The following is a 20,116-nucleotide window of genomic DNA, read 5'->3' on the forward strand; positions in this document are numbered from 1 at the left end:
CATGACCCTGGATCGTCGATTGCACGCCTATAGACCTGATCTGGCTGATGAAGCGCTGCGCGGACAGGTGGAAGCCGAGCGCTTTGTCAGCGGCACTCCGGCCCGTATTGCTTTGGCTGTTGCCGATCTGCGGCCAAGCCCAAATCTGGCCTGCGGGCTGGATACGCAATTGCTATTGGGGGAGGATGTTCTGGTGTTTGAACGCGCCGACGGCTGGGCCTGGGTCAAGGCCGTGCGCGATGGCTATGTTGGTTACCTGCCGGAAACATCGCTCACCGTGATTGAGACGCCCGCGACCCATTGGGTCACAGCACCCCGCAGCTTTTTGTATAATGGTCCCGATCTGCGCTTTCCCAATGCCCATGCCATTTCCATGGGCAGTCGGATGACTGTGACGGGCGAGGCTGAAACCCGTGGCACGCGCTATTTTCTGCTGAATGACGGGCGCTCTGTGATTGCCAATCATTGCGCCTCGATTGGCACACCTGCTGGTGTCGATTATGTCGCGGTTGCGGCGCGCTTTCTGGAAACGCCCTATCTTTGGGCCGGGCGTTCCGGCATGGGCATTGATTGCTCAGGCCTTGTCCAGCTTGCCATGCACATGATGGGGCTTGAAGCACCCCGCGATTCCGACATGCAGGCAAACGGCTTTGGCAGTCCAATCACCCGCGAAGAGTTGCGACGCGGTGATTTGGTGTTCTGGAAAGGCCATGTCGGCATCATGGAAGACGAAAAAACCCTTCTGCACGCCAATGGCCATACGATGAGCGTGGCGCGCGAAGATTTGAATGCCGCCATTGAGCGGATTGGCTGGCTCTATGAGCAGCCAACCGGCTATCGCCGTCCTGATCGCATTGCGTAAGGCTGGCGGGGGAGGCGCTTAATGCGCCTCATCCCAATTGTGGGCGGCTCTTGCCTCGACTTTCAGCGGCACCCGCATGGACACCGCAGGCATGGCCGCATTTTCCATGGTCGAGATAATCACCGGCATGGCGGCATCAATCGCCTCATCTTCGACTTCGAAAATCAATTCGTCGTGCACCTGCAACAGCATGCGGGTCTTTTCGCCAAGGCCTGCTTTTGCCAAGGCGGGTTCAATTTGCACCATGGCGCGGCGGATAATGTCGGCGGCAGCGCCCTGGATAGGGGCGTTGATGGCGGCCCGCTCATTGAACGCCCGCATGGAGGCGTTGGAGGATTTGATCTCGGGATAATGGGCGCGCCTGCCAAAGATGGTTTCGACGTAGCCATGCTCGCGGGCAAATTCCTTGGTGCTTTCCATATAATCCTTGATGCCCGGAAAGCGCTCAAAGTATTTTTTGATGTAGTCGCTGGCTTCCGAGCGCTCAATGCTGAGCTGATTGGCCAGACCAAAGGCCGAAATGCCGTAGATAATACCGAAATTGATCGCCTTGGCGCGACGACGCACCTCGGAAGGCATGCCCTCAATCGGCACACCAAACATCTCAGATGCCGTCATGGCGTGAATATCCACCCCATCGGCAAAGGCTTGGCGCAGTTGCGGAATCTCGGCCACATGGGCCAAAACCCGCAGCTCAATCTGGCTATAGTCTGCCGACAGCAGCTTATGGCCGGGCGTGGAAATAAACGCGGTGCGGATCTTGCGGCCTTCGGCATTGCGCACCGGAATATTTTGCAGGTTCGGCTCTGACGATGAAAGACGACCTGTGGTGGTGGCTGCCATGGAATAGCTGGTGTGCACCCGCTTGGTTTCAGGGTGCACATAGCCGGGCAGGGCGTCGGTATAGGTGGATTTCAGCTTGGTCAGCTGACGCCAATCAACAATCTTGCGTGGCAGCGGTTCGCCTTGGGCGGCCAGATCTTCCAGCACCTGCGCGGACGTTGACCATTGCCCCGTCTTGGTTTTGGAACCACCGGGCAGGCCCATTTTACCAAACAGAATATCGCCAAGCTGTTTGGGCGAACCAATATTAAAGCGCTCACCGGCCAGCTCATAAATCTCATCTTCGAAGGCTGCGGCCTTTTGCGCCAGCTCGCCAGAAAGGCGCGACAGAATTTGCTTATCAATGGTAATGCCGCGCTCTTCCATCATCGCCAGCACCGGAACGAGAGGCCGCTCCAGCCGCTCATAAACGCGGGTGAGGCCTGCTGCCACCAGACGGGGTTTCAGCACCAGCCATAGGCGCAATGTCACATCGGCATCTTCGGCGGCATAGGCGGTGGCTTTTTCAATGTCGACGCGATCAAAGGTGACCAGTGATTTGCCGCTGCCCGCCACATCCTTATAGGGAATCGGTGTGTGCCCCAGCCAGCGCTCCGACAGGCTGTCCATGCCGTGATTGCCATTGCCAGCCTCCAGCACATAGGAGATCAGCATGGTGTCATCAAAACCGGCAATGGTAATGCCGTGGCGTTTCATCACCAGATAATCATATTTCAGGTTCTGCGCGATTTTGAGGACGGACGTGTCTTCCAGAAGGTCTTTCAGCGCCTCCAGCGCCGCACCCATGGGAATTTGTCCATCAACCAGCTTCAACCCATCACTGAACAGGTCATCAGCCCCCGCCTTATGGCCGAGCGGCACATAGGCGGCGCGGATGGCGGTGGAATCCGGCGAGGCGCTATTGTCCTGCAGGGCCAGTGAAACCCCCACCAGCTCGGCCTGCATGGGGTCCAGTGACGTGGTTTCTGTATCAAACGCCACAAGCCCGCAGTCTTTGGCCGCCGCAATCCACTGTTTCAATGTGTCGAGATCGCGGATGGTAACATATCTGCTGCGATCAATCTCTTGGCCCTTGAAGACGGCTTCGCGGCTGGTGACGAGATCGGCAGGTGTGGCACCTTGACCTGTCTCGGCACTTTTTTGCGTTTTTTCGGTCTTTTCTGCGGGCTTGTCGTCAGCTGTTTCGGCCTTTTGATCAAGATCGGGGCCGCGGGCCGTATCGCCCCACTCGACCGTAATCGATGAAGGCTCAATGGCGCTGGCATCGCAATCACAGGCGTCGGCTACCCGCTTGGTCAGGGAGGTAAATTGCATGGCCTTGAGGAAGGAGATCAGCTTTGGCCCATTTTGCTGTTCCAAAACCAGCGCATCCAGCTCCAGCTCCAGCGGCACATCGGTGCGCAATGTCACCAATTGGCGCGACAGCTTGACGGCTTCAACACCGGCCAGAATATTTTCACGGCGCTTGTTTTGTTTGATCTCGCCTGCGCGGGCCATCAGCGTATCGAGGTCGCCATATTCTTCCAGCAATTGCGCCGCTGTTTTGGGGCCAATGCCGGGAATGCCGGGAATGTTATCGGTGCTATCGCCGGTCAGTGATTGCAGATCAATCATCTTTTCTGGCGGCACACCCCATTTCTCAATCACATCGGGAATGCCGATCTGCTTGTCCTTCATGGCATCATACATATGCACATTGGGGGTTACCAACTGCATCAAATCCTTGTCGGAGGAGACAATGGTGACATCAGCGCCCAAGGCTTCTGCCTTGCGGGCATAGGTGGCAATAATGTCGTCGGCCTCAAAGCCCTCGGTTTCAATACAGGGCAGATTGAAGGCGCGGGTGGCCTGACGGATCAGGCCAAATTGCGGTATCAACTCTTCCGGCGGGGCCGAGCGGTTGGCCTTATAGTCGGGATAAATATCTTTTCGGAAGGTTTTCGACGAATAGTCGAAAATCACCGCCAGATGGGTGGGCGTTACGCCCACCGATGTGTCGCGCGCTTCGGTCAGAAGCTTCCACATCATGTTGCAAAAGCCCGAGACGGCACCAACCGGCAGGCCGTCGGATTTGCGGGTGAGCGCTGGAAGCGCATGGAAGGCCCGGAAGATAAAACCAGAGCCGTCGACTAGGAAAAGATGATCGCCGTTTTTCATGGCAAATGGATAGCGCGCCGCGCACAAAAGGTCCATGCCATTGCATCATTGTTTAAACCGGAATCGGCGGGATGCCTTTAAGCACACCGCGCCTGAGACCACGTGGAAGGCAGTGCGGGCAAGAAATGCCGGAAAACCGATCATCACGAAAAGCTTACCGCATTGTAATCTTGTTACCCTTGAAATGACACAATTGGCGGCGCATTTAGTCTTCACCGACGCACGATAAAAAGCGTCGCGGTCTGAAAGCCGGCTCGTCCCCCGCCGCTTCAGGCTTCCAGAACAAAGGCCTTATCCCCCCTCTCCGGGCCTTTGTTCTAAATTTTGAAAGAGTCGTTACAGTATCCCCCCATGCTGTGGCGACTTTTTCATTTATAGCCTGGTCGAAAGCCAAGTTGCTTCCCTTTCAAATCCAGCTTATCATTTGATTATGGGGTTTCATCGTGAGCAGTCACCAAGCTATCTTGTGAGCCAACTCGCCAAAGAATTTGCCAGGGCTTTGCAAAGTCAGGCATTGCAGCTGGGTTTTTCCGCAGGTCAATTTCCCATTCTTGTCGAGCTGTGGGAAGGTGATGGCCTCACCCAGAAACAATTGCTGGAGCGGGTGGATATTGAGCAGGCCACCATGGCCAATACGCTGTCGCGCATGGAGCGTGATGGTTTGATTGAGCGCAAACCGCACCCCACAGATCGACGCGCCCAATTGATTTATCTGACCGATAAGGCGCGCGAGATCAAAGACGGGGCCATTTCTGCCGTTTGTGCGGCTGATAACGTTCTTTTGAACGGCCTCAAACGGTTTGAAAAAGAGCTGTTGCTGGAATTCATGCGCCATGCGCTGGACAATGCCCGGGACGCCAACAAATCTGACCCTGATCACTGATTTTTTGATCTCCTCCCTCGAAACAGCGGGCGGGGTGGTCTATCAATGCACTAACTTGAACAGTGCAGGATAGTTCCATGACCGATATCGCCCCCGTTTTGGCAAATGCCGATGAGGCTTTGCCGCAAAGCCTTGAGCGGCTTTTTGATCTTGTGCGCATTCCTTCGATCTCAACCGACCCGGCTTACAAAGCCGATTGCCGTAAAGCGGCTGAGTGGTTGACCAAGGAGTTGAACGCGCTTGGCTTCAACGCCTCAGTGCGTGATACCGCCGGTCATCCCATGGTGGTTGGTCATCATGATGGTGCAGCCGAAAATGCGCCGCATGTGCTGTTCTATGGTCATTATGATGTGCAGCCGGTGGACCCTCTCAACCTTTGGGAAAATGATCCGTTTGAACCGGCCATCAAGGAAATCGCACCGGGTCGTAAGGTGATCACCGGTCGTGGCACGGCTGATGACAAAGGCCAATTGATGACCTTTGTGGAAGCCTGCCGCGCCTATAAGGCTGTGCATGGCGGTCTGCCGATCAAGGTCACCATTTTGTTCGAGGGTGAAGAAGAATCCGGCTCGCCATCGCTGAAGCCATTTCTGGAAGCCAACGCAGCTGAATTGAAATGCGATTTCGCTTTGGTCTGCGATACCGGCATGTGGGATAAGGACACACCCGCCATTGCCGCCGCACTGCGCGGTCTGGTGGGTGAAGAAATTGTCGTGACAGCCGCTGACCGCGATCTGCACTCCGGCCTGTTTGGTGGCGCTGCTGCCAACCCGATCCATGTCCTCACCAAAGTGCTGGCCGATCTGCATGACGAAACCGGCCGCATCACCATTGATGATTTTTATGAGGGCGTGGAAGAAACGCCAGCCAATATCAAGGCGTCCTGGGACAAGCTGGGCCGCACGGCGGACACGTTCCTGAAAGATGTTGGCCTTTCCATTCCATCGGGTGAGCAGGGCCGCAGCGTGCTGGAGCTGACCTGGGCGCGGCCCACGGCGGAAGTCAACGGTATTATCGGCGGCTACACCGGCGAAGGCTTCAAGACCGTGATTGCCTCCAAGGCCTCGGCCAAAGTGTCGTTCCGTCTGGTCGGCGATCAGAACCCGGATAAAATCCGCGAAAACTTCCGCGCCTTTGTCCGTGCCCGCATTCCGGCTGATTGCTCGGTGGAGTTCCATGAGCATGGTGCATCGCCTGCTATTCAACTGCCTTATGATTCGGCCTTTCTGACCAAGGCCAAGACGGCCCTGTCGGATGAATGGCCAAAGCCTGCCGAAGTGATTGGCATGGGCGGCTCTATTCCGATTGTCGGTGATTTCCAGACGTTTTTGGGCATGGATTCGCTGCTGGTCGGCTTTGGTCTGGTCGATGACCGCATTCACTCGCCCAATGAAAAATATGAGCTGACCTCTTTCCACAAGGGCATCCGCTCGTGGATCAGGATTATCGACGCTTTGGCGAAGTGATTTGAAAGCGGCCCCGCGCTGTGATGGTGCAGAATGTACGACGCAAAAAGAAGGGCCCCTCCCCACAAGGGGGAGGGAGCACCTCGAGTGCATCGTTCAGCTTGTGCTTTTGAATGATTTTTGGTGAGAACTCTTGCGCTGGCACGGGATGCAACAGACTCCCTTCCCCTTGTGGGGAGGGTTGGGGAGGGGTTCTTAAAGCTCAGGACTCTTGGCGTCCTGTCCTGTGATAATGGAGCCGGGCATTTTTGCACCATGGCCCCAAAAAGCAAAAAGGCCGGGGATTTAACCCGACCTTTCCCACTCGCTCATCTCGTTGCCAGTACATCCGTGGTCAACGAAGCGCGAGGCTTCAGCTAGTGACGGTTAAAGGCCTTAGCCTTATCTTCCGTATGTCTAAACTATCGCGCCAAATGCTTAATTCTTGGTTAATCCAAAATAAACATCGTCGACGACACAAACATTTTGGAAAGTCCGCGTCAGTAACTGCACTGTAAATGGTGTCTCTCGTTTCCGTTTCAAGGGCGGGACGAAAATTTCTGACGGATTGGCGTCAATCTGGCCTTGCGCAGACGCGTAAAGCGATTCCATACTTCTCGTATGAGCCTTATATCCGTCAAAGATTTCTTCGCGGCCCATGCGCCGGATATTCATGTGATCGAAACCGAGCAAAGCTCGGCAACCGTGCCCTTGGCCGCCGAGGCCCATGGGGTGGAACCAGATCAGATTGCCAAAACCCTATGTTTGCGGGCCGGGGATCTGACCATGCTGGTGGTGGCCGCCGGAATGCGGCGGTTGGACAATAAAAAGTTTAAAGAGCGTTTTGGCAACAAGCCCCGCATGTTGGGTGCCGAAGAGGTCGAGGCGCTGACCAGCCATCCGGTGGGTGGGGTTTGCCCGTTTGGCGTGGCAACGCCGCTACCGATCTTTTGCGATGTGTCTTTGAAAGATTATGATGTTGTGGTGCCTGCCGCAGGGGCCACCAATTCAGCGGTGCGCATCGCGCCTCAGCGCATGGTCGAGTTGACCGAGGCGCAATGGATTGATGTTTTTCAATAAAAAAAGGGCAGCGCTTCATGCGCCACCCTTTTGTCTTGCTTAAAATTTCGCCCTATCAATACCAGCGGCGACGGGGTTCCTCAGCGGTCTGGCTGCCCAGCAGATAGCCCAGCACGCCGCCAACCAGGGCCATGCCCAGAAGGGCGGTTGATGTCGCTGTTGGGTGCTCACGCACAATCCCCGCAACAGATGCCGCTTCATTGCGGGCGTAGCGAGTAGCACCATCAACCTTGCGGGCGGCACCATTGAAGGCAGAGGAGGCAGTGTCGCGGACCTGATCTGCAACAGAATAACCTTGCGATGTCAAACTGTCCTTCAGATTGGCAATTTGATCTTGCAATGCGCGCATTTCTTCTTGCATACGTGTATTATCAGCCATCGGGTAACTCCCTGTTTGTTTCGCATCAATAACGCTGATGCAGGGGTTTTGTTCCGCTTTTATGAGGAAATGAACATTTACAGGGCTTTCCTTCTTACAGTTGCCGCAATGGGTGTGCAGCAGGAGCATGGTCTTCCATCGCGGACCAAGACATTATAAGTAGATTTTTCCGGCAAAGGTTCTCACCGCCCGTTTTCAGGAAAACGGCCAGCGCGTAATGGCAGGTATGAAGAAATCACGTAACCGTATCGAACCCTCCTTTGGTGCGCCAGAGGATGATGACAGTGATGACGACATCCGGGTCGATAGCAGTGATCGCGTGATTGGTGGACGATCGAAGGCTCCATCCAGGAAGAAATCAAAAAAAGATGAGCCCCTTGAGGGCGAAGTTTTGTCGCGCAGGGCGCGCTGGCGCGAGCGCGAGCGCTCCACCGGGCTGTTTGGCTGGATTCGCCGCCTGTTTTATTGGTGCATTGTTCTCGGCATCTGGGGCACCATTGGTGTCGTTGGCATGGTGATCTATTTTGCCTCGCAAATGCCCAGTGCCAGCACATGGCAGGTGCCCGCGCGTGCACCCAATATCAAGATTGTCGCAACCGATGGCACCTTGATTGCCAACCGTGGCGTGACGGGTGGCGAAGCCTTGCCGCTGGATGAAATGTCGCCCTATATGCCAGAAGCCATTGTGGCGATTGAGGACAAGCGGTTCTACAGCCATTTTGGTGTCGATTTTATCGGCATTGGCCGCGCCTTTGTGACCAATATTCTGTTGGGCCATCGGGCGCAGGGTGCCTCGACCATTACCCAGCAATTGGCCAGAAACCTGTTTTTGTCGCCAAAGAAAACCTTTGAGCGCAAGGTGCAGGAAGTGCTGCTGTCGCTGTGGCTGGAGCAGAAATACACCAAAGACCAGATTTTGGCGATGTATCTCAATCGCGTCTATTTTGGCGATAACGCCTATGGGGTTGAGGCCGCATCACGGCGCTATTTCAACAAATCGGCGCGCGACATCAATCTGGGGGAAGCAGCGCTTCTGGCCGGGCTGGTGCAGGCACCATCGCGGCTTTCGCCGGTCAACAATCCAAAGCCTGCCGAGGACCGCGCCAAGATCGTTTTGGGGGCCATGCGCGAGCAGGGCTATATCACCGATAGCGATTTCAATCGCGCCATGAAGCAGACGCCGGACCATGCCAAGCGCCAGACCGATGGATCGGGCCAATATGTGGCCGATATGGTGGCTGGCCAGTTGAAGGGGCTGATTGGCGACGTCAAGCAGGACATTGTGGTGACAACCACCATTGATCCGGCACTGGAGAGCGCCGCGCAGACGGCCATTGCCACCACGCTGGACAAGGATGGCAAGAAATTCAATGCAACGCAGGCGGCGCTTGTTGCTGTCGATGGCAATGGCGCGGTGCGCGCCCTTGTTGGCGGGCGTGACTATGCCACCAGCCAGTATAATCGTGCGGTGACGGCAAAACGTCAGCCGGGTTCATCCTTCAAACCCTTTGTCTACGCAACGGCAATGGAAATGGGCGATACACCCGAAACGGTGATGAATGATGGTCCTGTGAAAATCGGCAATTGGACGCCGGAAAATTACGAGCAGAAATACAATGGCCCTGTCACATTGGCTTATGCTTTGGCCAATTCGCTCAACACCATTGCTGCGCAACTGGTGATGAAGGTGGGGCCGGATCAGGTCATCAAGATGGCGCACCGGCTTGGCATTGAATCAGATTTGCAAAACAATGCCTCTATTGCGCTTGGAACGTCTGAAGTGTCGCTGCTGGAGCTGACCTCGGCGTATGCGCCGTTCATGAATGGCGGTTTCAAGGCAACCTCGCATGTGATCAGCCAGATTACCGACACAGACGGAAAGGTTCTCTACACCGCCGATTATGGTGAGCCGCCGCGGGTTCTCAGCCAAAAGGTTGTGACTGAAATGACTCAGATGATGGAAGGCGTCATTACCAACGGCACGGGCAAGGCTGCGCGTTTGAAAAACTGGCAGGCAGCTGGCAAGACCGGCACCACGCAATCCTATCGCGACGCCTTGTTTGTTGGATTTACCAGCAATCTCACAACCGGTGTATGGTTTGGCAATGATGACGGCACACCGATGAAACGGGTGACCGGCGGTGGCCTGCCCGCCAAAACCTGGAAGGATTTCATGACGGCAGCCCAAAAAGGTCTGACGCCAGTGCCGTTGTTTGGCGATCCAACCCCGCAAACCGATCAGGAACCATCACTGACGTCGATGATCCGGCAGGTTTTGTCTGGCACGCCGTCGACGCCGGAAAATGAATATCCGCCGGCACCACAGCCGGTGAACCCGCTGCCGCCCGGCTCTCCGCAGCCAGCCAATCCGGCTTTAAATCAGGACATGAACCAGCCGCAGGCCGCTTATCCGCCCGCAAACTATCCAAATGCTGCTCAGCCCAATATCCGCCAGCCGATCCCGCCGCAGCCACCGCAACAGGGTGTGCCGCCGCGACAGCAAGGCCAATATGGGCAGGGACGTTATGAGCCAGAAAACAGACAAGACGTCGATCCCTATAATGATCCCTATAGTGATCCGGGAAATGGCCGCCCGGAAGGTCCGCTGGTGTTGGAAGGCCGTGTGCCGCCGGGGCAGGAACCGCAAGGCTATCCGCCGGTGCAAAACGGCTATCCGCCGGTGCAAAACGACTATCCGGGTGGAAATGCCGGTGCAACGCCGCCCGCCGATGTGGGCGGACGTCAGCGCACGCAGGGCAGCAGAGGGGATAACACCACTTTGCTCGACGTTCTGATGGGGCGTTAGCAAAGAGGGGATAAACGGATACAGGTGTCGCCCGCCTGATTCTGGGTAAGCTTGCCACAAGGTGAAGAGATAAAACAAATAGGACACGCGGGTTAATGTGCCTCTTGCGCATGCTCACCTCAGTATTCTGAAAAAAATGGGAGATGTTTGCAGGCCTCCATCAATTTGGTGCCTTGCAGTCGCAAATTCCGCTTCTTATATAGCCCGCATAAGGCAGCGCAGCTGCGCATTCCCGTAGACCATGCACGTCGAGGGGTTGTCACTGAATGCCTGTTGGGGTTCTGACAGCCTGCTTCAAGGAGAGAATAAAATGGCTAAAGTAATCGGTATTGACCTTGGCACGACCAATTCCTGCGTGGCCGTCATGGACGGCAAGGATTCCAAGGTAATTGAAAATTCCGAAGGCGCTCGCACAACGCCTTCCATGGTGGCTTTCTCGGATGATGGCGAGCGCCTTGTTGGCCAGCCCGCCAAGCGCCAGGCTGTCACCAACCCAACCAACACGCTGTTTGCGGTCAAGCGTCTGATCGGCCGCCGTTTTGAAGATCCGACCGTTGAAAAGGACAAGGGCCTTGTTCCGTTCGGCATTATCAAGGGCGACAATGGCGACGCATGGGTTCAGGCCAATGACAAGGGTTACTCGCCAGCTCAGATCTCTGCGATGATCCTGCAGAAGATGAAGGAAACGGCAGAAGCCTATCTCGGCGAAAAGGTCGAAAAGGCCGTTATCACCGTTCCCGCTTACTTCAATGACGCCCAGCGTCAGGCCACCAAGGATGCAGGCCGCATCGCCGGTCTGGAAGTGCTGCGCATCATCAACGAGCCAACCGCTGCTGCTCTCGCTTACGGCCTTGATAAGACCGAAGGCAAGACCATCGCTGTTTACGACCTTGGTGGTGGTACCTTCGATATTTCCGTTCTGGAAATCGGCGATGGCGTGTTTGAAGTGAAGTCCACCAACGGTGACACCTTCCTCGGTGGTGAAGACTTCGACATGCGTCTGGTTGAATATCTGGCAGCAGAATTCAAGAAGGAGCAGGGCATTGAGCTGAAAAACGACAAGCTCGCTCTGCAGCGCCTGAAGGAAGCCGCTGAAAAGGCCAAGATCGAACTGTCGTCTTCGCAGCAGACCGAAATCAACCTGCCGTTCATCACGGCTGACGCTTCCGGTCCAAAGCATTTGACCATGAAGCTGACCCGCGCCAAGTTTGAAAACCTGGTGGACGATCTGGTTCAGCGCACTGTTGCACCGTGCAAGGCAGCTCTCAAGGATGCTGGCGTCACGGCTGCTGACATTGATGAAGTTGTTCTGGTTGGCGGCATGAGCCGCATGCCGAAGGTGCAGGAAGTTGTGAAGCAGCTGTTCGGCAAGGAACCACACAAGGGTGTGAACCCGGACGAAGTGGTGGCCATGGGTGCAGCTATTCAGGCTGGCGTGTTGCAGGGCGACGTCAAAGACGTTCTGCTGCTCGACGTAACCCCGCTGTCGCTCGGCATTGAAACCCTCGGCGGTGTCTTCACCCGTCTGATCGACCGTAACACGACGATCCCGACCAAGAAGAGCCAGGTGTTCTCGACCGCTGACGACAATCAGCAGGCTGTGACCATCCGCGTGTCTCAGGGCGAGCGCGAAATGGCAGCTGACAACAAGCTGCTCGGTCAGTTCGACCTCGTTGGCCTGCCACCAGCGCCCCGCGGCGTTCCACAGATCGAAGTGACCTTCGATATCGACGCCAACGGTATTGTGCAGGTTTCCGCCAAGGACAAGGGCACCGGCAAGGAACAGCAGATCCGCATTCAGGCCTCTGGCGGTCTGTCGGATGCTGACATCGAGAAGATGGTCAAGGATGCTGAAGCCAATGCTGAAGCCGACAAGAACCGTCGCGCCGTTGTTGAAGCCAAGAACCAGGCTGAAAGCCTGATCCACTCCACTGAGAAGTCGGTGAAGGATTATGGCGACAAGGTATCGAGCGATGACCGCAAAGCGATCGAAGATGCGATTGCCAGCCTGAAGGAAGCCGTTGAAGCCTCTGAGCCAAATGCTGAAGACATTCAGGCTAAAACCCAGACCCTCATGGAAGTGTCCATGAAGCTGGGTCAGGCGATTTACGAATCGCAGCAGGCTGAAGGCGGCGCAGAAGGTGCGGCCTCCCACGATGACGGCATTGTTGATGCCGACTACGAAGAAGTGAAGGATGATAGCACGAAGAAGTCGGCTTAATGCGGTCTTCGTCGCGACAAAATCTCCTCAGATGGCTGGCCTTCGGGCCAGCCGCATTTGCTTTGGCTGGCAGCCTGACCGCCCATGCGGCATCGAGCAGCGATCTGCATGCGCGCATCAGCAATGCCGAAAAAGCAATGATCAAAGCAATTTCAGCGCATGATACGGCGCTTTTGCGCCGAACCGTTGGCAGTCTTGGACCGTTGATAGAGGATGCGCTGAAGCGCAAGAAAGCAGGCGGACAGATTTCGTCTTGCGATCTGGCGGCTCATTCTCTTGGCTTTGCGGGCACCTCTCTTTCAGAGGCCATCGCGCAGCGCGGCAAAGAGAGGCAGCTGTTGATGGGAGATGCGCGGCAAGCGGCTGCTGATTTTGACAGGGACATGTCTGCCTGTGATGTACAGGCCGGGCAAAAGACAGGCAACCACGCAGGCGTGGCTAAGGCTTTGAGAGCTTTGTAAGATCATGGCAAAAGCAGATTTTTACGAGACACTTGGCGTGTCAAAAACCGCAGACGAAAAAGAGCTGAAAAGCGCTTTTCGCAAACTGGCGATGAAGTACCACCCGGATAAAAATCCGGGCGATGCCGAGTCGGAAAAGAAATTTAAAGAGATCAACGAGGCCTATGAAACGCTGAAAGACCCCCAGAAGCGGGCGGCCTATGATCGTTTCGGCCATGCTGCCTTTGAACAGGGCGGTATGGGCGGCGGTGGCGGCATGGGCGGCGGTTTCGGCGGCGGCGGCTTCTCCGATATTTTCGAAGATATCTTTGGCGAAATGATGGGTGGTGGCCGCGGTGGCCGTCAGCGCTCGACCGGTGGTCGTGAGCGGGGCGCAGACCTGCGCTACAACATGGAAATTTCGCTGGAAGAAGCCTTTACCGGCAAGACGGCGCAAATCCGGGTTCCAACCTCGATCACCTGTGATGTGTGCTCCGGCTCCGGTGCCAAACCCGGCACCAAGCCAACCACTTGCGGCACCTGCCAGGGTTCTGGCCGGGTAAGGGCAAGCCAGGGCTTCTTCTCGGTGGAGCGCACCTGCCCGACCTGTCATGGTCGCGGCCAGACGATCAGCGATCCATGCACCAAGTGCCATGGGCAGGGCCGCACCACGGAAGAGCGTCAGCTCTCGGTGAGCATTCCAGCCGGTATTGAAGATGGCACCCGTATTCGCCTGCAAGGCGAGGGCGAGGCAGGCTTGCGCGGTGGTCCGTCAGGCGACCTTTACATGTTCCTGTCGGTCAAGCCGCATCAGTTCTTCCAGCGCGAGGGGGCGGATCTCTATTGCTCCGTGCCGATTTCCATGACCACGGCAGCATTGGGCGGTACATTTGATGTCACCACGCTGGACGGTTCGAAATCGCGCGTCAGCGTGCCGGAAGGCACCCAATCAGGCAAACAGTTCCGCTTGAAGGGCAAGGGCATGCCGGTGCTGCGCTCGGCGCAGATGGGTGATCTCTATATCCAGATCCAGATCGAGACGCCGCAAAAACTCACCAAGCGCCAGCGTGAGCTGTTGCAGGAGTTTGAGCAGATCTCGTCCAAGGAAAACAATCCAGAATCCACCGGCTTCTTTGCCCGGATGAAAGAGTTTTTCGAAGGCTGATTGAAAAAGGCCGGTGCTTTGCGGCATCGGCCTTTTTACGCACTCAATAATGCGGCGGTTTGGTAATCGGCACGGCCTCGTGTGTTTGTTCCTCGAGATTGAGAAAACGCTCGGTTAGCCGGTCCAGCTTGGCGCGCACCTGTTCGACCACTTTCCATTGTTCGGCCAATTGATCGGAAAGCTCTTCAATGGTCTTGGCCTGATAGGCCACAGTCTCTTCCAGCCGGATAAGACGGTCTTCCGCGTCAGCCATCATTTGCTCCTGTCTTGATAGGGAGTGTGCATTTTACAGCGCCGTGTGCCATATATGGTGCTACTGCGTAATTCCTTAAATCGGAATCGATTTAAGGAATTACGCAGTAGATTTAAAGTTTTACAGCGTCCTTTGTGCGCCATATTTGGCGCGCGGCGCTGTAGCTGCTGTAATATAACCTGCAACGGCAATTGTCTTTCGTGTGAGCACGGTTTGCTTATAACACGCAATTGGCAATAATATATGATCGCATCACATGGATTGGCATGGCGCAGAAAACGTTCATCACCCGGCTGAAACTGACAGACTTTCGCAATTATGCGCAAGCCTCCCTGTCGCTGGATGGTCGCCATGTGGTTTTGACCGGCAATAATGGCTCCGGCAAGACCAATCTGATGGAGGCGGTGTCCTTTTTGTCGCCGGGCAGGGGATTGCGCCGCGCAACCCTGCCAGAGGTGGCGCGGGTCGGCTCTTTTGGTAGTTTTTCCATTTTTGCAAGCCTCGAAGGCATGGCTGGCGATGTCGATGTGGGGACCGGTACCGAGGTGCAGGACGAAACCACCGTGCGGCGTCTGCGCCTGAACGGCGCTCCCAGCCGCTCGGTGGATGAGTTGACAGACCATGTAAGGATGCTGTGGCTGACACCGGCCATGGATGGGCTGTTTACCGGTTCATCCTCTGAGCGTCGCCGGTTTCTGGATCGGCTGGTGCTCTCCATTGATCCGGCCCATGGCCGCCGCGCCAGCGATTTTGAGCGTGCCATGCGCAGTCGCAATCGCTTGCTAGGGGAGGGCCGGTTTGATCCAAGCTGGCTTTCCGGTCTTGAGCAACAGATGGCGGCGCTGGGCATTGCCATGGCCTTGGCGCGCCATGAAATGATGCGGCTGTTATCATCTCTGATTGATCAGCGACGTGACGATGTGCCTTTTCCCGTCGCTGATCTGGCCTTGTCCGGTTTTCTGGATGATGTTGGCATGGAGACCCCAGCCATTGATCTGGAGGATCTCTATCGAGAGCGGCTGGCGATGCAGCGCGGACGCGATGCCAGTGCTGGTCGCACGCTGGAAGGGCCGCACCGCAGTGATTTGCTGGTGCGCCACCGCGATAAAGACATGGAGGCGGCCCGCTGTTCGACCGGCGAGCAAAAGGCGTTGCTCGTTGGTCTGATTCTGGCCCATGCCGAACTGGTGGCCACCATGACCGGTTTTGCGCCGATTTTGTTGTTGGATGAAATTGCTGCCCATCTGGATGAGGGGCGACGGGCCGCGTTGTTTGACCGTATTGACGCGCTCGGTGGACAGGCGTTTATGACAGGCACGGATGTGCAGATGTTTTCAAGCCTTGGTCAACGCGCGCAATATATTGGCGTGGATGACGGCAAGCTTTTACCCTGAACCGGCAAGGCCTGAAATGGTAAGGAGAGAGAGATGGACCAAAACCCGACACTGCCGCTCTCAATGGAAGAAATTCAACGCTATCAACGCCATATTCTTTTACCGGAAGTTGGCGGGGTCGGGCAGCAAAAGCTGAAAGCCGCCAAGGTGTTGGTGATCGGAGCCGGAGGGTTAGGTGCGCCGGTGTTGCAATATCTGGCTGCCGCTGGTGTTGGCACGCTTGGCATTGCCGATGATGATCACGTGTCTCTGTCCAATCTGCAACGGCAGGTGATTCACGATACCGGCACTATTCATGCGCAAAAAACCGAAAGTGCGGCCCAGTCTATCGCCCGGTTGAACCCGCATGTGCGGGTGATGCGCTTTGAGGAGCGCTTTGACGCGATTTTTGCTGCAACCCATCTGCGCGGATTTGATCTGTTGATCGACGGCTCCGATAATTTTGATACGCGCTATGGCGCAGCCGACGCCGCAGAGAGCCACCAGCGTCCTTTGGTGACGGGGGCTGTTGGCCGATTTGAAGGTTCGCTCACGGTGCTTAAGCCCTATGAAGCCGGTGCGGATGGGGTGCTTTATCCACGCTACCGCGACCTGTTTCCTGAAAAGCCGCCCGCGGGGCTTATTCCCAATTGTGCCGAAACCGGAATTATCGGGGCCTTGACCGGCGTGATTGGCACGTTGATGGCCATGGAAGCGATAAAACTTATTGTTGGCATTGGTGAACCGTTAGTAGGACGTCTGCTAATGTACAACAGCTTGTCCGCCCGCTTCGATACGATAAACTATCGTCGGCGTGACCAAAACAGGAAAGGCTGATCCGCGTGGTAGACATTGTTCAGATCGACGAGAGCTTTGAAAACTGGGAAGGACTTCTGGCCCTGGTGCAGGAAGCCTTTGATTATATGCATACGCGGATTGATCCGCCATCATCGGCCATCAAGCTGACGGCGGACACGTTAAAATCAAAGGCCCATGAGGAAATCGGCTATGCCGCCATGATCGATGGCAAGCTCGTCGGCTGTCTTTTCTGCCGCCAGGATGCCGAGGATATACTCTATGTCGGCAAGGTGGCTGTGTTGCCCAATCTGCAAGGCCAAGGCATTGGCCGGGCCATGTTGAAGGCGGCTGAAGGTGTTGCCCATGCCTGCGGCGTTGAAAAGCTAAGGCTAGAGACCCGCATTGAGCTGGACAATAACCACATGCGGTTTGAAAAATGGGGTTTTCATAAGGTGGCGGAAAAAAGTCATCCTGGTTTTGATCGGGTTACCTATATCCAGATGGAAAAACCCATCCGTCCTGTTTGACCGATGATAGCAGATTGGGTGGATGGGGACTAATCCCGTCCGGGAAGCACTCTGTTTGGTGGGCGATGCCCATCAAAATAGGTGCGGATATTAATAATCACCTTCTCGCCCATGTCGATGCGGCCTTCAATGGTGGCAGAGCCCATATGGGGCAAAAGCACCACCTTGCCCTGTTCGGCCAGCTTGATCAGCTTCGGATTGACCGCAGGTTCGTTTTCATAAACATCCAGACCTGCCCCGGCAATTTTGCCCTCGCGGATATTTTGAATAAGGGCGGCCTCATCGATGATCCCGCCGCGCGAGGTGTTGACGATATAGCTCGTGGGCTGCATCAAAGCTAAGCGTCGCGCCGACAGCAGATGATAGGTTGCTGGTGTTGACGGGCAATTGACGGACACAATATCCACCCGCGCCAGCATCTGGTCGAGACTGTCCCAGTAGGTAGCCTCAAGCTCGTTTTCTGTCTGCGGGTTGGCGCGTTTTCTGTTGTGATAATGGATCGACAGGCCGAAAGCCTTGGCGCGGCGCGCCACCGCTGTGCCAATCCGGCCCATGCCGACAATGCCAATCCGCTTGCCCCAAATGCGCCGCCCGAGCATCCAGGTGGGCGACCAGCCGGCCCAGTCGGTCGATGGATCAGTCAGAATGCGCGATCCTTCCGCCAGCCGCCTTGGCACGGCCAGAATAAGCGCCATTGTCATATCGGCAGTGTCTTCGGTCAAAACATTCGGCGTATTGGTGACAGTAATGCCCTTGCGGGCGGCTGCATCCACATCAATATGATCTGTTCCGTTGGAAAAGCTGGCGATCAGCTTCAATTGAGGCCCGGCCGCCTCGATCAGCTCTGCATCAATCACATCCGTCACTGTCGGCACCAGAACATCGCAGGTGGTGACGGCTTCGAGCAATTGCTCACGCGTCCGCGGGGTGTCGTCAATGTTCAGTTGCGCATCGAAAAGTTCCCGCATGCGCGTTTCCACAGCGTCCGGTAGCTTGCGCGTGATATAAACCGTGGTTTTTTTTCTGTGGGTCATGAAGACTTTCGATGCCTTGTAAAGATGTTCTTAACCAAGATAATGAGATGATTTACCTCAAAGCTACGCTCAATGTCGCTGATATTTGGCAAAGTTTGGTGCCGCAAACTGTGGTATGTTCATGTTTAACCTGCTGTATGTTTGCGCGAACCAAAAGCCGTTTCGCCAATTATGCCGCAAGATTGAATTTCTATCAAACCTGTCTGCGAAGACAAACACATCTTGTTGTTCAAAAGAATATCGACATGTGACGGAACCGGCGGTGGGGGCTTTTGGTTTCGTGATAGATATAGACCAGTGGAAAGCCATGCCCAAAGGGTTAAAACGCTCCTGTTGCACGTTGTTCGCCGCCGCCTTTCTTTTGGCCGGTGCGGTTGATGCCATGGCGCAAGGTCCGTCCAAGGGACCAAGCGGCCTGCCGCTGCCGCGTTTTGTCAGCCTCAAATCCGGACGGGTAAATTTGCGCATTGGCCCCAGTACCGATTATGCCGTATCATGGATGTATACGCGCAGCGGCCTGCCGGTTGAAATCACGCAGGAATACGACAATTGGCGTAAAATTCGTGATGCAGAGGGCACTGAAGGGTGGGTCAACCAAACCTTGCTATCGGGCGAGCGCACAGCTCTTGCCGCCCCATGGATGAAGGGCAAAGGCAATGACATCTATGTCAATATGCGGCAAGACGCCCAGACCAATTCGAGCATTGTTGCCAAGCTTCAGCCCGGCGTGCTGGCCAAGGTGCTGGAATGCTCGGGAACCTGGTGCCGTATAGAAGTGGACGGCACCAAGGGATGGGTGACCCAGACCGAAATCTGGGGCGCTTATCCGGGAGAGGCTTTTAAATAAGGCCTGCTTCGATTGCGGCATCTTTCAAAGAGCCCAAGGGACGCGGGCCAATTTGCTGGATAACAATGCCAGCGGCCAGGCAGCCCAGCTTGCCACAGTCTTCCAGAGAGCGGCCCTGAGTGTAGCCGTAGAGAAAGCCCGAAGCAAAAAGATCACCAGCGCCGGTGGTATCGACCAGTTCGCCAATGGTGGTGGCTGCTACATGGATGCGCTCGTCTCCACGCACAATCATGGCACCATCTTCGCTCATGGTAACGGCGGCCAGCTTGCAATCCTTGGAGATCAGATCCAATGCCTGCGCAAAATCCTCTGTCTCATAGAGTGCCAGCGCTTCCTGACGATTGGCAAAGACAATATCGACGGTACCGGAGCGCATCAAATCCAGAAATTCCGAGCGGTAGCGGTGAACGCAAAAACTGTCTGAAAGCGTCATCGACACTTCGCGACCATTATCATGCGCAATTTTGGCGCAATCGAGAATAGCCTGCTTGGCGCGTGGCGGATCCCACAGATAGCCCTCGAAATAGGTCACTTTCGATTCGGCCACCACCTGCGCTTCAACATCTTCAGGTCCAAATTCAACACAGGCACCAAGATAGGTGTTCATCGAGCGCTCGCCGTCTTCGGTGACAAAAATCATCGAGCGGGCGGTTGGTGGCTCCTGGCCCTTGGACAGGGTTTGATAATGAACGCCCTGTGCCTGCATGTCATGGGCAAAAATCTCACCCAACTGGTCATCGGCGACCTTGCCGAAATAGGCCGTTTTGCCGCCCAGATTGGCAACACCTGCCGCCGTATTGCCCGCGCTGCCGCCAGAGGCTTCGATGGCCGGACCCATCAGGTCATAGAGCTTGACCGCGCGCTCGGCATCAATCAGGTTCATCGCGCCCTTGATAATGCCGTTGTCGTCCAGAAATTTGTCGTCACAGCGGGAGATGATATCAACGATCGCGTTGCCAATGGTGAGAACATCGAATTGCGTCATAAGAAGCCGGTTCCTCGG

Annotated in this window: 17 protein-coding genes; 12 read left to right on the plus strand and 5 right to left on the minus strand. The window is 55.8% G+C overall.

What is annotated here, in order from left to right; translation table 11 throughout:
- Window position 1: 1 nt before the first annotated feature.
- The gene (locus tag E6C51_RS14140; RefSeq protein WP_190236430.1) at window positions 2-862 is read left to right on the plus strand and encodes a C40 family peptidase; all 861 of its coding nucleotides are present in this window, start codon (window positions 2-4) and stop codon (window positions 860-862) included.
- Between the two features lie 18 nt (window positions 863-880).
- Here the strand turns inward: E6C51_RS14140 and polA are convergent, their stop codons facing one another.
- Window positions 881-3,862 (minus strand): DNA polymerase I, encoded by a 2,982-nt coding sequence (polA, locus tag E6C51_RS14145; protein ID WP_190236463.1) that lies wholly within the window; start codon window positions 3,860-3,862, stop codon window positions 881-883.
- A gap of 430 nt (window positions 3,863-4,292) precedes the next feature.
- Here polA and E6C51_RS14150 point away from each other — a divergent pair, with 430 nt between their 5' ends.
- The 3 genes from E6C51_RS14150 (at window position 4,293) to E6C51_RS14160 (ending at window position 7,270) form a co-directional block, all read left to right on the plus strand.
- Window positions 4,293-4,745 (plus strand): MarR family winged helix-turn-helix transcriptional regulator, encoded by a 453-nt coding sequence (locus tag E6C51_RS14150; protein WP_146932366.1) that lies wholly within the window; start codon window positions 4,293-4,295, stop codon window positions 4,743-4,745.
- Between the two features lie 77 nt (window positions 4,746-4,822).
- The gene (locus E6C51_RS14155; protein ID WP_190236431.1) at window positions 4,823-6,211 is read left to right on the plus strand and encodes a M20/M25/M40 family metallo-hydrolase; all 1,389 of its coding nucleotides are present in this window, start codon (window positions 4,823-4,825) and stop codon (window positions 6,209-6,211) included.
- A 600-nt stretch (window positions 6,212-6,811) separates the two neighbouring features.
- On the plus strand, window positions 6,812-7,270 hold the full coding sequence (locus E6C51_RS14160; protein WP_190236432.1) for a YbaK/EbsC family protein: 459 nt from the start codon (window positions 6,812-6,814) through the stop codon (window positions 7,268-7,270).
- Between the two features lie 55 nt (window positions 7,271-7,325).
- Here E6C51_RS14160 and E6C51_RS14165 read toward each other — a convergent pair whose 3' ends face one another.
- Complete coding sequence (locus E6C51_RS14165) at window positions 7,326-7,649, minus strand: hypothetical protein (protein WP_146932358.1); 324 nt, start codon at window positions 7,647-7,649, stop codon at window positions 7,326-7,328.
- Between the two features lie 217 nt (window positions 7,650-7,866).
- Here E6C51_RS14165 and E6C51_RS14170 point away from each other — a divergent pair, with 217 nt between their 5' ends.
- The 4 genes from E6C51_RS14170 (at window position 7,867) to dnaJ (ending at window position 14,281) form a co-directional block, all read left to right on the plus strand.
- Window positions 7,867-10,455 carry a transglycosylase domain-containing protein gene (locus tag E6C51_RS14170; RefSeq protein ID WP_190236433.1) on the plus strand — a complete coding sequence of 863 codons (2,589 nt, stop codon included), beginning with the start codon at window positions 7,867-7,869 and terminating at the stop codon, window positions 10,453-10,455.
- Window positions 10,456-10,765: 310 nt separating this feature from the next.
- Window positions 10,766-12,676 carry a molecular chaperone DnaK gene (gene dnaK / locus E6C51_RS14175; protein WP_190236434.1) on the plus strand — a complete coding sequence of 637 codons (1,911 nt, stop codon included), beginning with the start codon at window positions 10,766-10,768 and terminating at the stop codon, window positions 12,674-12,676.
- Window positions 12,676-13,137, plus strand: coding sequence for a hypothetical protein (locus E6C51_RS14180; RefSeq protein WP_190236435.1), 462 nt, complete (start codon window positions 12,676-12,678; stop codon window positions 13,135-13,137). The genes dnaK and E6C51_RS14180 overlap by 1 nt, the downstream gene beginning before the upstream one ends.
- A 4-nt stretch (window positions 13,138-13,141) precedes the next feature.
- Window positions 13,142-14,281 (plus strand): molecular chaperone DnaJ, encoded by a 1,140-nt coding sequence (gene dnaJ / locus E6C51_RS14185; RefSeq protein ID WP_146932350.1) that lies wholly within the window; start codon window positions 13,142-13,144, stop codon window positions 14,279-14,281.
- Window positions 14,282-14,324: 43 nt separating this feature from the next.
- Here the strand turns inward: dnaJ and E6C51_RS14190 are convergent, their stop codons facing one another.
- A complete protein-coding gene (locus E6C51_RS14190) occupies window positions 14,325-14,534 on the minus strand; it encodes a SlyX family protein (protein WP_186827686.1) in 210 nt (69 codons plus the stop codon).
- A gap of 266 nt (window positions 14,535-14,800) precedes the next feature.
- Here E6C51_RS14190 and recF point away from each other — a divergent pair, with 266 nt between their 5' ends.
- Genes recF through E6C51_RS14205 form a run of 3 tightly spaced genes read left to right on the plus strand, consistent with a single transcriptional unit; the run spans window position 14,801 to window position 17,232 of the window.
- Window positions 14,801-15,928 carry a DNA replication/repair protein RecF gene (gene recF, locus E6C51_RS14195; protein WP_190236436.1) on the plus strand — a complete coding sequence of 376 codons (1,128 nt, stop codon included), beginning with the start codon at window positions 14,801-14,803 and terminating at the stop codon, window positions 15,926-15,928.
- 33 nt (window positions 15,929-15,961) lie between these two features.
- Window positions 15,962-16,744: a molybdopterin-synthase adenylyltransferase MoeB gene (locus E6C51_RS14200; protein ID WP_190236437.1), complete on the plus strand. Its 783-nt coding sequence runs from the start codon at window positions 15,962-15,964 to the stop codon at window positions 16,742-16,744.
- 5 nt (window positions 16,745-16,749) lie between these two features.
- The gene (locus E6C51_RS14205) at window positions 16,750-17,232 is read left to right on the plus strand and encodes a GNAT family N-acetyltransferase (protein ID WP_190236438.1); all 483 of its coding nucleotides are present in this window, start codon (window positions 16,750-16,752) and stop codon (window positions 17,230-17,232) included.
- Window positions 17,233-17,261: 29 nt separating this feature from the next.
- On the opposite strand, the gene E6C51_RS14210 is transcribed toward E6C51_RS14205, so the two are convergent.
- Entirely contained in the window at window positions 17,262-18,266 is a 1,005-nt protein-coding gene (locus E6C51_RS14210) for a 2-hydroxyacid dehydrogenase (protein WP_146932339.1), read from the minus strand.
- A 307-nt stretch (window positions 18,267-18,573) separates the two neighbouring features.
- Between E6C51_RS14210 and E6C51_RS14215 the strand changes: the two genes are divergently transcribed.
- On the plus strand, window positions 18,574-19,113 hold the full coding sequence (locus E6C51_RS14215) for an SH3 domain-containing protein (RefSeq protein WP_190236464.1): 540 nt from the start codon (window positions 18,574-18,576) through the stop codon (window positions 19,111-19,113).
- Here the strand turns inward: E6C51_RS14215 and E6C51_RS14220 are convergent.
- Window positions 19,106-20,098, minus strand: coding sequence for an adenosine kinase (locus tag E6C51_RS14220; protein WP_146932337.1), 993 nt, complete (start codon window positions 20,096-20,098; stop codon window positions 19,106-19,108). The genes E6C51_RS14215 and E6C51_RS14220 overlap by 8 nt on opposite strands.
- Window positions 20,099-20,116 lie beyond the last annotated feature (18 nt).

Origin of the sequence: Gillisella terrae, assembly GCF_004801395.1 — a bacterium.
In the GTDB taxonomy this organism is placed as follows: Bacteria; Pseudomonadota; Alphaproteobacteria; order Rhizobiales; family Rhizobiaceae; genus Allorhizobium; species Allorhizobium terrae.